The sequence below is a fragment of the Chromatiales bacterium genome (assembly GCA_020445605.1).
Lineage (GTDB): Bacteria > Pseudomonadota > Gammaproteobacteria > JAGRGH01 > JAGRGH01 > JAGRGH01.
In genome coordinates this window covers 141,612-156,672 of record JAGRGH010000031.1, presented here as the reverse complement: position 1 = coordinate 156,672, position 15,061 = coordinate 141,612, and the positions used below count along the sequence as shown (strand labels likewise).

Sequence of the window (15,061 nt, the reverse complement as noted above, 5' to 3'; positions counted from 1 at the left end):
CCCGATTGCGGGTCATGATGGCTTGAGCCCGGCAGCGCTGGACGGACGGGGCCTGAGCGGGCAGAGCCTGAAGGTTCCACATGGCTCACGGTCGTTCGGTGATCAGTGCCGCGATATTTCCCAGGTCCGTTGACGTGGGAACACAGGCCGCCACGACACTGCGAACTTTCTGTGGGCGATTTCTACGGCGCCCTTTGGCTTCCGGGTCGCAAGAAAGGCTTCCAGATTGGCGATTTGCGCACCCTTCAAAAAGATCGAGTACCCGTCGCGCAGTCTGATCGTCTGCGGGGAATCCAGCCCGGGCCAGTTTGGCGGCCATCGAATGGACGTGTCCGGTGCATGGTCGTAGGGCCAGACGATGACCTCAATGTAGTCGGGCACCCAGTCTGATTCGTCATCAAAACGCAGGCCCTGCAGGTATTCATGCAGGGCGAGCAGAACTTCGGGTGGCTCGGCGGGATGTGGGCCCCTGAACAACGGGCTCACGGCCCGTCGGGGCGCATGGCCGGCGACGAGTCCCTCCACGGTGGAGATCAGCGGTTGCCCGTCCAGATCCAGATAAAAACGTGTTTTCGGTGCGTCGGAGATAGATGGCGCGAGGTTGTAGTGCCGTCGGACAACAGAAAAGTCCCCGAGCGAACGAATCGCCCCGAGGATCTGACCGAGCCGTTCCGGCGGCAGCCTGGACTGGCGAAAATTGCTTTCGTCGCCGTTGCGCACGTCCTGGCGAATGACCGTGCCGTCTTCGTAGATGGCCAGGCGTGGGCTGTCCGCCCCGATGACCGACGCCCAGGGGCTGGTCTGAATCCACACGATCACGGGCTTTGGCCCGGCGTATGGATCGGACGTGTCTTCTGCTTCGGCGCTCAGCATGCCCGACATCAGAATCAGCGCAAACCATCCACGGATCGACGGTTTCATGGTGGGGTTCGATGCGCGGATGCGGTCAACTCAATAGCGCACCCGGGCGAGGTAGGTCTGCTGCGCCGCGCGCAGCGCCTCGCCAAGGGTCGTGATGCCCTGATCGCGCAGCAGCCGCAACAGATGCACGAATACATGCGCCGTGACGATGGCGTCACCCAGCGCGGTGTGGCGTCCGACGATGGGAATCTCGAAGCGCTTGGCGATGCTTTCGAGATCGTGCCGCCCGGGCTGCGGGTAGACGACCGCGGACAGCAGCAGGGTGTCCAGTACCGGATGATCGAAGTGCACGCGCGCGCGTGATTCGCTGCGCGCGAGCATGCTCATGTCGAACGCGGCGTTGTGCGCGACGAGGACGGTGTCTTCGCAGAACCGGTGAAAGGCCGGCAGAACCTCACCGATGCGCGGCCGGCCAGCGACCATTTCATCGCTGATGCCGTGTATGGACAGCGACTCGCGCGGAATGCTGCGGCCGGGATCGACCAGGTGTTCAAACACTTCGCTTTGCAGCACGCGACCATTGACGATGCGCAGCGCGCCGATCGAGATGATCTCGTCGCGGTCGGTATCGAGCCCGGTGGTTTCCGTATCGAACACCGTGAAACTCAGTGACTCGAGCGGACGGTTCTCCAGTTCGCGATGTTCGCCGAGGTGGCCAAACAGATCGAAGTCATAGAATTCCGGCCGGCTTTCGATGCTGCTTTCCGTTTCCGGCGGCAGGCTGCGCGGCGCGCTGGTCGGACGCAGCAATATACGTACGCCGGCCTCGCCGGACGGCTCATCGGCCACGGCCCACAGTTCGCCGCCGTGGCGTTCGACGACATCGCGCACCGTGGTCGACTGACTGGCACCTTCGATCGCGATCGGGGCCGATTCCCACTGAGTGAGCTGTTCCGCGCGTGGCTTTTCGCCGGCCCAGAGCAGGTCCAGATGCACGAACTCGCCCTCGGCGGTAGCCCGCAGACGTGGCGGGGCGGCGGCCTTGGCAGGCGGGTCCGAGGTTTCGATCATGCTCAACAGAGCAAGGCTCAGGGCATAGCTGTCGGCGGTGAGCCAGAGTTCCGGGTCGGCCTCGTCCACGCGTACATCCGCGACACCCTCGCGTTTGAGTGTCTGTGCGAGCAGGTTCAGCAGGTCGGCCGCGCGCATCTCTTCGAGCGGCCACTGGGTACGGATGGAGTCGGCGTACTCGCGCAGCATGCCGTCGATGCGGTCGCCGAGTCCACGTGCCTCCTCGCCGATCACCTCGGTGAAACGCTGTCGCTGTGCGCCGGACATGTCCGGAAACTCGATGAGGTTCTCGACCGCTGCACGGATGCTGCCGAGCCCCGAGCGGCTCGTCTCGGTGAGGCTGTGCAGAAGATGCAGACGCCGCTGGCTCTGGCGCACGCTGGCGCTGACGTCCTCGAGCAGCAGCACGAGCCCGGCCAGTTCCGCCTGTTCGCCGCGCAGGACTGGCGCACAGCGGGTGCGGAACAGCCGGCCGTCGTCGAGGGGAACGGTCATGGTGATGGCCTGCGGGAGTGCGTCGCTGCCGGCCTCGCGATTGACCAGGCATTCGCGCAGCCGAATCATCGCGTGGATGGTCGTCTCGCGCGGGATCAGCCCGAACACCGAGCGGCCCAGTCCGATCAGGCCGCCGAGGCCGGCGTCGGTTTCCGTAGCAAACAGCGCGCGGGCGCGCTGGTTGTAGAGCAGGATGCGACCCTCGAGGTTGCAGACGATGACCGCCTGGTCGAGTTCGGACATCAGCGCCGCGAGGCGGTTGCGCTCCTGCTCCAGCGAGGCGGTCGCATCCGCGACCCGCTGCTGGGTCGCCGTCTGCTGCGCGCGGTACTGTGCGGAAAGGTCGTCGATGCTGGCGGCCAGCGCGCGTATCGGTCGGCCGCCGTCGATCTCCAGCCGCTGATACTGGTTGGCCCGAACCATGAGCGCCAGATCGTCGGCCATGCGCGCGAGCGTCAGCGGGTAGCGTCGATAGAACCGTACGCAGAGCCCGCCGGCCGCGGCGAGCAGGGCGATGCCGCCGAGCAGCACCGGGCCGCGATGCGCGCTGCGCCATTCACGGATCGCGCCGAGTTGTTCCGGAGTCATGGTCTGGCGGATCGCAAACCACAGCCCTGCCAGAACGATGCCGGCGCCCAGCGCGCCGAGCGCGAACCAGACCGCCTGACGTGCGACCAGCCCGAGCGGACTAGGCGTCGCCCGCTGCATCGACAGCGCCACCGAGCAGTTCCTGCACCTGCGCGAGCAGGGCCTTGGTTCCAAACGGTTTGGTCACATAGGCATCGGCACCCACGGCGAGTCCCTTGGCGACTTCGGTTTCGCGACCCTTGGCCGTGAGCATCAGGATGCGCGTGTCGGCGAAACCGGGATCCTCGCGCAGGGCCTGGCAGACTTCGTAGCCGTTTTTGCGCGGCATCATGACGTCGAGCATGATGAGCTGCGGGTGCAGTTGCTGTGCCTTTTCCAGTGCCTCGGCGCCGTCGCGCGCAAGCGCGACGTCGAAGCCGGCCTGTTGCAGCAGGAACTCCAGCGACAGCAGGATGTTCGGTTCGTCGTCGGCGATCAGCACCCTGGTGGACATGGGCGTCTCGTTCTCGTTATCGGACCGTTGCTGCGTCCGTCGTCGTTGACGGGGACTTCAACGGTAGACTAACACGGAATCGCGCACCGCCCGCCGGTGCATCCTGCACCTCGATGCGCCCGCCATAGTGCTCGACGATCTGCCGGCTGATCGGTAGGCCGAGCCCGGTTCCGGTCGGTTTGTCGGTGAGCGTGGACCCGCCCTGGCGGAACTTCTCGAAGATCAGATCGCGTTCGGCTTCCGGCACGCCGGGGCCGTTGTCCGTGACATCGATGTAGAGGAACGCGCCGTTGTCGTGCACGCGCAGTTCCACGCAACCGCCTTCCTTCGGACAGAACTTGGCGGCGTTTGAAAGCAGATTCACGATCACCTGCATGAGACGGTCGCGATCGACCAGCACGCGGAAGGCAGTGTCGAATCGCGCCAAGAGCTGCACGCGGCGCGACTCGAACAGCTGACTCGTTGCCGCCGCCGCGGCCTCGACAATGGTCTGGGGCGTCTGCCACTCGTCGTGCCACTCGGCGCCGGCGGACTCGAGCTTGGCGAGATCGAGCACGTCGTTGATGAGCCGCGTCAGGCGTTCGGTCTCGGCGACGACGATGTCCAGGTAGCGATGGCGCTGGATCGGGTCGAGCTTCGGATTGTCGCGCAGGATTTCCGAGAACGCGCGGATCGAGGTCAGCGGCGTGCGCAGCTCATGGCTTACGGTCGAGACGAACTCGTCTTTCATGCGATCGAGTTCGGTGAGTCGTTCGTTGGCCGCGCGCAGTTCCGCGGTCGCGGCCTCTAGTTCGCGCGATTTGGCCTCGAGCTGGCGACTGTAGACGATGACCTGCGAGGCCTCGTCGAGGATCTCCATGACCTCGTCCATGCTCAGGATCTCTTCCTTGACGACCGAGGCGATCATCACCCGCGCGGATGCGCCGCCGATCGCGCCGGCCAGCAGGCGCTCGGCGAACTGGACCAGCGAGGGGTCGATGCTGCGCCCGTCGGTGCGCAGGCCATGGCGTTTGGCGAACGCCGCCAGCGCCTCGCTCGCGCGCGTCGGACCGATGAACCGGCCGAGCACCGATTGCAGGTCGCGCAGCGATGCGCTGCCGCGCCACAGGCGCGCCGGCAGGCTGTCCTCGGCGCGTTGCAGGATGTCGACGAACAGCGCCGCCTGCGTGGACTCGGCGATGCTGCGCTGACTGAACAGCGAAACCCACACCAGCGCGCCGATGTTGCCGAGCAGCGACCAGAACAGGCCATGGGTGATGCTGCCCATGCCTTCGAGCCCGAACAGCGCCGCGGGTTTCAGCGCGGCGATGCCGAACAGTCCGTGCTCGATGAAGTCCTTGCCGATCACGCCGGCATTGGCGATCGCCGGCAACAGCAGCGTGAAGATCCACAGCCCGAAGCCGGTGCACAGGCCCGCGATCGCGCCACGCCGGGTCGCGCCGCGCCAGTACATCGCCGCCAGCATGGCGGGTGCGAACTGTGCGATCGCGGCGAAAGAAAGCAGGCCGATGGAGACCAGGGTTGGCGCTTCGCCGGCGGCCCGGAAGTAGAGATAACCGAGCAGCAGCACGGCGATGATTGCGCCGCGACGGATGGCCAGCAGCAGGCCGGAGAGATTCGCGCGCTGCGCGAGACCGAGCCGGCGGATGCGAAACAGGATCGGCATCAGCAGGTCGTTCGAGACCATGGTGCTCAGCGCGATGGTCTCGACGATGACCATGCCGGTCGCGGCCGACAGCCCGCCGATGAACGCCAGCAGCGCGAGCATCGGACGCTGTTCGGCCATCGGCAGGCTGAGCACGAAGGTGTCGGCGACCTGTGAGCCGCTGCCGAAGTGCAGCACGCCGCCGAACGCGATCGGCAGTACGAACAGGTTGATTGCCAGCAGGTACAGCGGAAACATCCACAGCGCGCGGTCGACATGGCGTTCGTCGACGTTCTCGACCACGGCGACCTGGAACTGGCGCGGCAGGAACAGGAACGCCAGCGCGGCAAGCACGGTCAGCGCGAACCACGACTCGTAGCCGCCGCTCGCGCGGATTTCGAACAGCCGGCTCAGCTCCGGGTGCGCCGCGGCGCGCTCGAACAGATCGCCGGGCCCGTCGTAGAGCCAGAAGGTCACGAACAGTCCGACCGCAAGGAACGCCATGAGCTTGACGACCGACTCGAACGCGATCGCCGCGACCATGCCTTCATGACGCTCGGTGGCGTCGAGGTGGCGGGTGCCGAACACGATCGTGAACGCCGCCATGGCCATGGCGATGTAGAACGCCGAGTCGCGCCACAGCGGCGCGGTGCCGCCTTCCAGCGACACCTCCGGATATTGCAGCAGCAGTGCGGAGGTGGTGGAAACAGCCTTCAGTTGCAGGCCGATATACGGTGCGATGCCGATGATCGCGATCACGGTGACCAGGCCGCCGAGCAACTGGCTGTTGCCGTAGCGGGTGGCGACGAAGTCCGCGATCGAGGTGATGCGGTGCGCACGGCTGATGCGGATCATCTTGCGCAGCACGAACGGCCACAGCAGGACGACCAGCGTTGGTCCGAAATAGATCGGCAGAAAGCCCACGCCGGACGCTGCCGCGCGTCCGACGCTGCCGTAGAACGTCCACGAGGTGCAGTAGACGGCGAGCGACAGCGCGTAGATCGTCGGGTTCGAGATGAGGCTGCGGCCCTGGTCCGCGCGCCGGTCGCCCCACCAGGCGAGCGCGAACAGCACGCCCAGGTACGCGACGGAACTGACGATGACCAGACCGGGTTCGAGCATGTCGTGAATGTCCGGATCAGCGCGAACGCTCGGTCAGCCAGGCCACGATGACGATCAGCACGGCCCAGACGACGTAGAGATACAGGTACAGCGGGGGGATGCCGGCGACGCTGCCCGGGTGGTCGAAGATCTTCAAGACCGGGTAGTTCAGCGCGATCAGGGCGCCGAAGAACAGGGCCACCAGCCAGTTTGCCCAGCGCGCGTAGCGCAGCATCGCGAGCCTTCACGTTGCCGACGGATTTCGTCAATCGAGGCTAGTGGGTACCCGGGAAACCGTCAAGGCCAGTGAAACTCTGAATGAGATCAAAGGCGGTCGCCGGCACAAGGGAGTGTCGCTGCGCTGACGATCCGGGATGGGTTGATCAGGGCTGTCTCGGCCGCAGGCTGAACCGTCGCCGGTTTTGCGTCAAACTAGCTCCAACTGCCATCACTGACCGCGAGCGATGTCGTGAGTGATCCAAACGAGCCACTGGCCGCGCGCCGGACGTTTCTGGAGTCCCATCGTCCGTTTGCGCTGTTGAACGACGGCGAGCGGCAGGCGCTGGCCGCGCGACTCGGCGAGCTGGAACTGCCGGGCGGCGCAGGTTTCCCGCCCAGGGATGACGGCGCCACGGTGTATGTGCTTGCCGCGGGCAACGTCGAATTTCGCGATGGCGACCGGGTTGTCGAGCGTCTCGAACCCGGCGATGTGTACACCGCGCGCTGCCAGCTCATCGATGCCGGCAGCACGGTGGGCAGCGTCGGCGAGGCGGCGCGCTTCTACACGCTGGGTTGCGACGCGCTGCGTGCGCTCTGCCAGCGCTCGCGCGAGTTCGCCATGCATTTCAACGTGGCGGCGCGGGCGCGGCTCAGGGCCGCCGTGGTGCGGGCCGGTGGCGGTTCGGACGTCGATGTCTCGACCCTGAACACCGCGGTCGGTGATGTCGTCCAGCGCGAGCCGGTCACCATAGAACCGTCAGCAAGCATTGAGGCCGCCGCGCGGCGCATGACCGAGAATGGCGTGTCCGCGCTGCTCGTCGTCGAAGGCGAGCGCCTGGCCGGCTTGGTCACCGATCGCGACATGCGGGCTCGCTGTGTCTCGGTTGGTCTGCCGACCTCACGTCCGGTCGGCGAGATCATGACCGTGTCGCTGCAAACCATCGCTCGCGATGCGTCGCTTGCCGAGGCGCTGACGCGCATGACCGAACACAAGTTGCACCACCTGCCAGTCATGGATGGCGGTCGGCTCGTTGGCATGATCACCTCGACCGACCTGGCCCGACACCACAGTGCACGCAGCGGCTATCTCGTGCAGGCCGTGCGCCGGGCGAACAATGTCGACGAACTGGTCGCGGCCAGCCGGCGCCTGCCGGAACTCCAGCTGCGGCTGGCGGATTCCGGCGCCACGGCGGCGCACATCGGCGAGGCCGTATCGGCGGTCACCGATGCCCTGACGATCCGCCTGATCGAACTCGCCGAGGCGGACCTCGGTCCGGCGCCGGTGCCGTTTCTGTGGGCCGCGGGCGGCTCGCAGGCGCGGCGCGAGCAGTCCTCGCACTCGGACCAGGACAATGCCCTGATCCTGTCCGATGATTTTCGCCCCGAGCACGACGCCTACTTCGCGGAACTCGCCCGGCGGGTCAGCGACGGGCTGGACGCCGCCGGCTTCATCTATTGTCCGGGCGACGCGATGGCGACCAATCCCGAGTGGCGCCAGCCGCTGGCGACCTGGCGGAGGTACTTCAACAAGTGGATCGACAGTCCGCAGCCGAAGGCCCTGATGCTGTCGTCGATCTTTTTCGATCTGCGCGCCGTGCATGGCGAGCGCAGCCTGCTCGAGACGCTGCAGGCGCATGTCGCGGAGAAATCCCGCGGCAACGGCATCTTTCTGGCGTTCATGGCCGCAAATGCACTCACGCACCGGCCGCCGCTCGGGATATTCCGCCAGTTCGTGCTCGTGCATGACGGCAAGCATGACGACACGCTGGACATCAAGCACCGCGGCATTGCGCCGATCACCGATCTGGCGCGGGTCTACGCGCTGGCGGCGGGCCTCACGGCGGTGAACACCACCGCGCGCATCCGCGCGGCGGGGCAGACCGACGCCCTGTCGCGCAGCGGTGCCGAAAGTCTGGAAGACGCGCTGGAGTTCATCGCGACCCTGCGCATCCGGCACCAGGCCGCGCAGATCCGCGCCGGCCGCAAGGCCGATAACTACCTGGTCCCCGAGACACTTTCGAGTTTCGAGCGCGAACACCTCAAGGACGCCTTCAAACTGATCAAGTCTCTGCAGGAGACGATCGCCGGCCGATATCAGACCGGGCGAATTGCCTGAAGCACGGGGTGGGCCGCGCCTGGCCCGGTTGGACTGAAAACCCGCGCCGGCCGCCCTATAATCCGGATTCCCCCGGTGAGTGGCCGGGGCCGGCCGACGACCCCGCAGAGGGACGCGGCCCGACGCCCGTGACCGGGCCGCGCGCCGCAGGGCACGCGAACCGGCGGCCTCCAGGGGCCTGCCGTTTTTCAGGAGGACACCCGTGCGATTCGCGCAGGCCGGCCGCGGCCGGAGCGCGTTCACGGGGCACAACAAGAGCCGCAACCGCCACCAGGTTCCGAGAACGAGGAGTAGCCCGATGTCCGATGTAAAGACCTACCCGGTCCCGCCGGCCTTTGCCGCGCAGGCCAATGTCAGCGCCGAGCAATACGAGACGATGTACCGGCAGTCCGTCGAGGACCCGGCCGGGTTCTGGGGCGAGCAGGCCAATCAGTACCTGAGTTTTTTCAGCCAGCCCAAGGAAGTGCTGGACTGGAGCTTCAACGAGAACGATCTGCACATCGCCTGGTTCAAGGGCGCGAAGCTGAATGTCTCGTACAACTGCCTCGACCGCCATCTCGAATCGCGCGGCGATCAGGTCGCGATCATCTGGGAGGGGGACAACCCCAACGAGGATCGCAAGATCACCTATCGCGAACTGCATGCGGAAGTCTGCCGGTTCGCGAACGTGCTGAAGGCGCGCGGCGTCAAGAAGGGTGATCGGGTATCGCTGTACCTGCCGATGATCCCCGAGGCGGCGGTGGCGATGCTCGCCTGCACGCGCATCGGCGCCGTGCATTCCATCGTGTTCGGCGGGTTCTCCCCGGATGCACTGAAAGACCGCATCATCGATTCGGACTGTCGCGTGGTGATCACGGCCGACCAGTCCATGCGCGGGGGCAAGCGCGTGCCGCTGAAGGCCAACGCCGACAAGGCCATCGCGAAATGCCCGAATGTGCACACCTGCATCGTCGTCAAGCGCGGCGGCGATCCGGTCGAGTGGGCGGCCGATCGAGACGTCTGGTATCACGAGGCGATGGCCGCCGCCGATGCGGGCTGCGAGCCCGAGCACATGGACGCGGAGGACCCGCTGTTCATTCTGTATACCTCGGGCTCGACCGGAAAACCGAAAGGCGTGCTGCATTCCACCGCGGGCTATCTCTTGCAGGCCGCAATGACCCACAAGCTGGTCTTTGACTACAAGGACGGCGAGGTCTACTGGTGCACGGCCGACATCGGCTGGGTGACCGGGCACAGCTACATCGTCTACGGGCCGCTCGCCAATGGCGCGATCACCCTGATGTTCGAGGGTATTCCGACCTATCCGGACATCTCGCGCTTCTGGCAGGTCTGCGACAAGCACAAGGTCGCGACGTTCTACACGGCGCCGACCGCGATCCGTTCGCTGATGGGCGCCGGCGAGGAGCCGGTGAAAAAGACCTCGCGCAAGTCGCTGCGACTGCTCGGCACGGTCGGCGAGCCGATCAATCCGGAGGCCTGGGAGTGGTATCACCGTGTCGTTGGTGACGAGCGCTGCCCGATCGTCGACACCTGGTGGCAGACCGAAACCGGCGCGCACATGCTCACCCCGCTGCCCGGCGCGACACCACTGAAGCCGGGCTCGGCGACCGTGCCGTTCTTTGGCGTACAGCCGGTGTTGCTGAACGATCAGGGTCAGGAAATCAAGGACAGTCCGGCGGAAGGCAACCTCGCGATCAAACACCCGTGGCCGTCGATGATGCGCACCGTGTACGGGGATCACAGGCGTTTCTACGAGACGTACTTCGCGATGTACAAGGGATACTATTTCACCGGCGACGGCGCGCGGCGCGATGCGGATGGTTACTACTGGATCACCGGTCGTGTCGACGATGTGCTGAACGTCTCCGGTCACCGCCTCGGTACGGCGGAAATCGAATCCGCCCTGGTCTTGCATCCGAAGGTTGCGGAGTCGGCGGTGGTCGGTTATCCGCACGAGCTGACCGGTCAGGGCATCTATGCGTATGTCACGCTGATGGCGGGCGAGCAGGGCACCGATGAACTCAAGGCGGAACTCGTCAAGCTGGTGCGCAACGAGATCGGGCCGATCGCAAAGGTCAACCTGATCCAGTGGGCGCCCGGTTTGCCGAAGACCCGTTCCGGCAAGATCATGCGACGCATCCTGCGCAAGATCGCCGCGAACGAACTCGACAACCTCGGCGATACCTCCACGCTGGCGGATCCCGGCGTGGTCGACAACCTCATCAACAATCGCGAGAATCGCTAACGTCGGCCAGGCCCGTCAGGCGTGTATGTAAACGGGGCGGCCTGCGGGCCGCCCCGCTGTTTCGGCTGGCCCCCAGACCTCAGGAATCCCTGCATGACCGATCCGAAGGCGCGTTTTCGTGTGCCGAAACTCTACAAGCAGGCGATGCTGCTGGCGATCGTCGCCGGACCGATCATCTGGCTGATGTTCACCGACGACGGCCGTCGGCGCACGGATGTGGTCATGTTGACCCTGTTCGGCGGTGAGGAGATGAACCTGCGGCTGGATACGCTTGCATCGACGGCCACCGAGCAGGCCATCCGGGAGTTTCTGCCCGCGCTCGAATGGGACTGCGCGCAGGCGCCGGGTCCGTTCGGTTCACGCGCATGTGCGACGAAAATTGCCTCATTCAATGGCACACCGGCCTACAGCTCGGTGATCTACACCGATGGCGACTACCTGCAGGCGATCAAGGTCGTCTACCGGCCGCGCTATCACGGCTGGCTCAAGGGCGAACTGCGGCGTCAGCTCGGCGAGCCGGCGTTTGATCCGGGCGACGTGCTGCGCTGGACGACTCCGCGCGGTCTGGTTCTGCTGCCGTCCGTCATCGCGCCGGAGGAGCCTGAACCGTCGCTGATGTGGATCGCCGCCGAACGCGCCGCGCAGGGCGGAATGCCGATCCTGCGCTAGCGCAGGTCGTCGGCGTCGCCGGTCTGCTGATTCCGATTTGCGCGCAGTGAAGCGAGTGAGACTTCGAATCCGGCGTTCTTGTCCGGCGGCGGCCTGATCGAAGTCGAGCGAAAGTAGCGCTCGCCGCTGAGCATTCCCGAGATGCTCGCCGCACCGCCGCGCCAGTCGTGAAGAATGACCGTGGCGATGTGGGCGATGGTAATCACTGCAAGAACGGCAGCGCTCGTCGCGTGAACGTGCGCGAGTGACATCCCCAGAATCGGGCTCGAATCGTGTCCGAGCCCCGAGATCAGTGCGAGCCCGAGAATCAGCCAGGTCAGCGCGTACAGCGGCGCCCACAACGGGTTGTGTGCATACCAATTCGGCAGTGGCGCGCGGCCCAGGCTCAGATAAAACCGCAGCATGGCCGGTATTGCAGCGCGCTGTGCGCGGCCCGGCCAAAGCGCGCGCCAGCTGGATGGCCCGGATCGAAACGCCACCACGATGCGCAGCACCAGCGCCGCGACCAGCACCTGGCCGACGATCAGATGCCAGTCGCGCCAGTGATGTGCGTCCACTGCCGCGTAATTGACCAGCCATGCGCTGGCGATCTGGAATACCAGACCCGCCGCGATGATCCAGTGAATCAGTCGCAAACTCGCGGGCCAGACCTGCACCCGGACGAAGCGGTCCGCCGTGTCGAGTGGCTCAGCCATCGCGGTTCGAACGTCGGAACAGCAGGCTGGTGACCTGTTCGGATATCAGACCGGTCAGGAAGGTCAGCACCGAAACCAGAAACAGCAGCAGGCTGGTGTTGGTGATGTGCGCCGTGGTCAGAAACGAATGCAGATAGATGCCCAGGCCGCCGAGAAAACTCAGCGCGCTGATTGGCAGATAGAACTTCAGCGGCGAGTACAGTGCGCTGATGCGAAAGATGATGATCAGAAACCGCATGCCGTCGCGCAGCGGCCGGATGTGGCTGCGGCCGATGCGGGGCCTGGTGTCGATCGGAAGATAGCCCACCGTCAGCCCGGAGCGGAAAAAACACAGCGTGATCGTCGTTGGGTACGAGAAGCCGTTCGGCAGCAGATACTGAAACTCGCGAAACAGCTCGAGACGCATCGCGCGCAGCCCCGAAGTCAGATCTTGCACACGGTGCCCGACCACCCAGGATGCGATCCGGCTGTACAGCGCGTTGGCCCAGCGCCGGCCGGCGTTGGCGTGGGCGTCGGCATTGCGTGCACCGACGACCATGTCGAAGCCCTTGCGCTCACGTTCCTCCAGAATGCGGACCAGGTCCGCAGGGTCATGCTGTCCGTCGCCATCCATGAAGGCCACGATCGGGCGTGTCGCGGCGCGTGCACCGGTCTTGATCGCCGCACCGTTTCCACCGCTGTACGGACGCTGCACGCGGGTCACCTGCGACCATTCACCCAGCCAGTCCAGATCGTCGACAGACCCATCGTCGGAGATGATGATCTCGGCGCCCGGCAGTCGCTCGATGAGTTCCGGCACGATCTCGCGCAGCGCGCGCGACTCGTTCTTCACCGGAATGACCACGCTGACATCCGTCCAGTTCATAGGCGTTGAATCCTCCCCGTTCCGTGTTCGAATTCCGTGATCATCTCGCGCAGCCGTTCGCGCCCAAGCCGGCGCTCGATGCCCGGCTGCTCGAGTTCATAGCGATTCAATACTTCGCGTGCCCGCTTGAGATCGTTGCGTGCGAGCGCGACCTCGATGACGCGCCCCGCGAGAATGTCGGAACGCGGCACCATGCCGTAGGCCTCGTCGGCGAGTGCCTGGGCGGCGTCCAGATCGCCGATCACGTGCTGATAATACGCGCGTTTGGATGACAACAAGGCGGCGCGCGCGACACCGCGCATGCCACGGTTGTCGAGCGCCGCGTCGAACAGGGCCACGATGGTCGCATCGGGCAGGTGCGCGGTCTGAGGTGAACCCTGCCACTCGACCAGAAACGAAAACTGCGAAATGGTCAGCGATTCCGGGGTGTAGACCATCTCGCGCAGGCGTTTGACCGTGGCATTGAAAAGCTCATGTGGCAGTGGCTGGGCCGCGTGCAGGTGCAGGATAATCAGGCCGATCATGCCGTCGGCATTGTTCGGATCGGTCTCGATCATGCGGGCGAACAGCCGGGCCGGCTGCACGAATGCGTCGTCGGTCGGGGAGGTGCCGGGCTTGACCGCGGCGGTCAGCAGCGTCGCGGCCTGAAAATTCGAACGCGGTGAATCCGGGTGCGCGAGGGCCTGGCTGACGAACAGTCGCTCCGGAATCGCCCAGTCGTCGGCGCGGACCGCGGTCACGAACACAGAGCCCACGAACCAGCCGAACACCAGCCAGCGTGCGACCAGCGCGGGGATGCCGGCACGCGCCTGCGTCAGCAGCGGCCAGACGAGCAGTGCGATGACGCCGATCCCTGGCAGGTAATTGCGATGTTCGTGCACGAGTTCCAGCGGCAGCACGGTGGATTCCATTGCATGCCCGGCGAGAAACCAGGCGATGCCGAACGCGAGCATGGGGGCGCGCCGGCGCAGTGCGAACACGCCGGCGACTGCAAGCGCCAGTGCCGTCAGCGCCGGCAGCGTGGTCCAGGGATCGCGCAGGCCGCGTGACACGCCAAAGTCGTCATGGAACAGCGTGAAGGTGTCGGGTTGCGGCACCACGATCATGCCGACGTACATCCACAGCGCCCGCGCTTCGGTCAGCAGTCGTTCGATAAGCGTGAAGCCGCGGCCGTTGAACTGCCGGAGCAGGGTGGAAGGATCGGCGAGAAACCAGGCCAGCGCGGTGACCATCGGCACGGCCAGCGCAACGACGAAGAACCCGATCAGCCGTCGGCGCTCACGCCGCTCGGCGGTGTGAAAACCGAGCAGGATCCACTCGATCACCAACAGCAGCAGCGGCAGCAGGGCGGCGTTTTCCTTGCTGTAGTAGCCGAGGGCCAGCCATGCAGCCATCGATGGCAGCACCCGCAGCCAGCGTGGCCGGTGCCCGGCAAACTGGCGCCTGCGCAAATTGAGGTAGACGATGATCGCCGCCAGGGTGAACAGTGCTGAGAGCGAGGTCATGCGCTGCACGGCGTACAGCACCGAGGTCAGGTTGATCGGCGCGACCAGCCAGATCGCCGCAATGGCGCCGATGGCGAGTTCCAGACGCACCGGGTCCATGGCGATGTTGCGTCGCTGCAAATACAGGCCCGCGGCCAAGTGCAGCATCCAGAACACCAGCAGGCCATTGACAAGATGAATCGCGATGTTGACGAGCTTGAAGTGGATCGGCTCGCCGCCGAGCCACGCATGGTTCAGCGCGAAGCTCGCGAATGCGATGGCGCGCGTATACGGGCCGCCCACGGGCGAGGAGTTCGCCGCCTGCGCGAGTTCGGCGGGTCCGACCTGTTCGATCTCGATACGCGGGTTGTCGCGGATGTTCGCGATGTCGTCGAAGATCCAGCCGCCGGGCAGGCCGCGCGCATACAGCAGCGCCGTCGCGACCAGCGCGCCGCACACGACGATCGCGCTGATCCAGCCAGGGCGTATTCCAGCGCTCTGCGACGGGGGCATC

The 15,061-nt window shown here is 65.6% G+C and carries 11 protein-coding genes; 3 read left to right on the top strand and 8 right to left on the bottom strand.

Annotation, left to right across the window (positions count from 1 at the left end):
* Window positions 1-102: 102 nt before the first annotated feature.
* The 5 genes from KDG50_05705 to KDG50_05685 all read right to left on the bottom strand — a co-directional run bounded on the left by KDG50_05705 (window position 103) and on the right by KDG50_05685 (window position 6,489).
* On the bottom strand, window positions 103-873 hold the full coding sequence (locus tag KDG50_05705) for a hypothetical protein (GenBank protein MCB1864905.1): 771 nt from the start codon (window positions 871-873) through the stop codon (window positions 103-105).
* A gap of 78 nt (window positions 874-951) precedes the next feature.
* On the bottom strand, window positions 952-3,147 hold the full coding sequence (locus KDG50_05700) for a hypothetical protein (GenBank protein ID MCB1864904.1): 2,196 nt from the start codon (window positions 3,145-3,147) through the stop codon (window positions 952-954).
* The gene (locus tag KDG50_05695; protein ID MCB1864903.1) at window positions 3,116-3,508 is read right to left on the bottom strand and encodes a response regulator; all 393 of its coding nucleotides are present in this window, start codon (window positions 3,506-3,508) and stop codon (window positions 3,116-3,118) included. Before KDG50_05695 ends, KDG50_05700 begins: the two co-directional genes overlap by 32 nt.
* A gap of 16 nt (window positions 3,509-3,524) precedes the next feature.
* Window positions 3,525-6,275, bottom strand: a complete 2,751-nt coding sequence (locus KDG50_05690; GenBank protein MCB1864902.1) for a histidine kinase — start codon at window positions 6,273-6,275, stop codon at window positions 3,525-3,527.
* 16 nt (window positions 6,276-6,291) lie between these two features.
* Entirely contained in the window at window positions 6,292-6,489 is a 198-nt protein-coding gene (locus KDG50_05685; protein MCB1864901.1) for a hypothetical protein, read from the bottom strand.
* A 234-nt stretch (window positions 6,490-6,723) separates the two neighbouring features.
* Between KDG50_05685 and KDG50_05680 the strand changes: the two genes are divergently transcribed.
* The 3 genes from KDG50_05680 (at window position 6,724) to KDG50_05670 (ending at window position 11,503) form a co-directional block, all read left to right on the top strand.
* Window positions 6,724-8,589: a cyclic nucleotide-binding/CBS domain-containing protein gene (locus tag KDG50_05680; GenBank protein ID MCB1864900.1), complete on the top strand. Its 1,866-nt coding sequence runs from the start codon at window positions 6,724-6,726 to the stop codon at window positions 8,587-8,589.
* Window positions 8,590-8,887: 298 nt separating this feature from the next.
* Window positions 8,888-10,834, top strand: a complete 1,947-nt coding sequence (gene acs, locus KDG50_05675; GenBank protein ID MCB1864899.1) for an acetate--CoA ligase — start codon at window positions 8,888-8,890, stop codon at window positions 10,832-10,834.
* A 93-nt stretch (window positions 10,835-10,927) separates the two neighbouring features.
* Window positions 10,928-11,503 carry a hypothetical protein gene (locus KDG50_05670; GenBank protein MCB1864898.1) on the top strand — a complete coding sequence of 192 codons (576 nt, stop codon included), beginning with the start codon at window positions 10,928-10,930 and terminating at the stop codon, window positions 11,501-11,503.
* On the opposite strand, the gene KDG50_05665 is transcribed toward KDG50_05670, so the two are convergent.
* The 3 genes from KDG50_05665 to KDG50_05655 are packed head-to-tail and all read right to left on the bottom strand — an operon-like array spanning window position 11,500 to window position 15,060.
* A complete protein-coding gene (locus tag KDG50_05665; protein ID MCB1864897.1) occupies window positions 11,500-12,198 on the bottom strand; it encodes a cytochrome b/b6 domain-containing protein in 699 nt (232 codons plus the stop codon). The two genes, KDG50_05670 and KDG50_05665, sit on opposite strands and share 4 nt — an antisense overlap.
* Window positions 12,191-13,063: a glycosyltransferase family 2 protein gene (locus KDG50_05660; GenBank protein MCB1864896.1), complete on the bottom strand. Its 873-nt coding sequence runs from the start codon at window positions 13,061-13,063 to the stop codon at window positions 12,191-12,193. Before KDG50_05660 ends, KDG50_05665 begins: the two co-directional genes overlap by 8 nt.
* Window positions 13,060-15,060, bottom strand: coding sequence for a hypothetical protein (locus KDG50_05655; GenBank protein ID MCB1864895.1), 2,001 nt, complete (start codon window positions 15,058-15,060; stop codon window positions 13,060-13,062). Before KDG50_05655 ends, KDG50_05660 begins: the two co-directional genes overlap by 4 nt.
* Window position 15,061 lies beyond the last annotated feature (1 nt).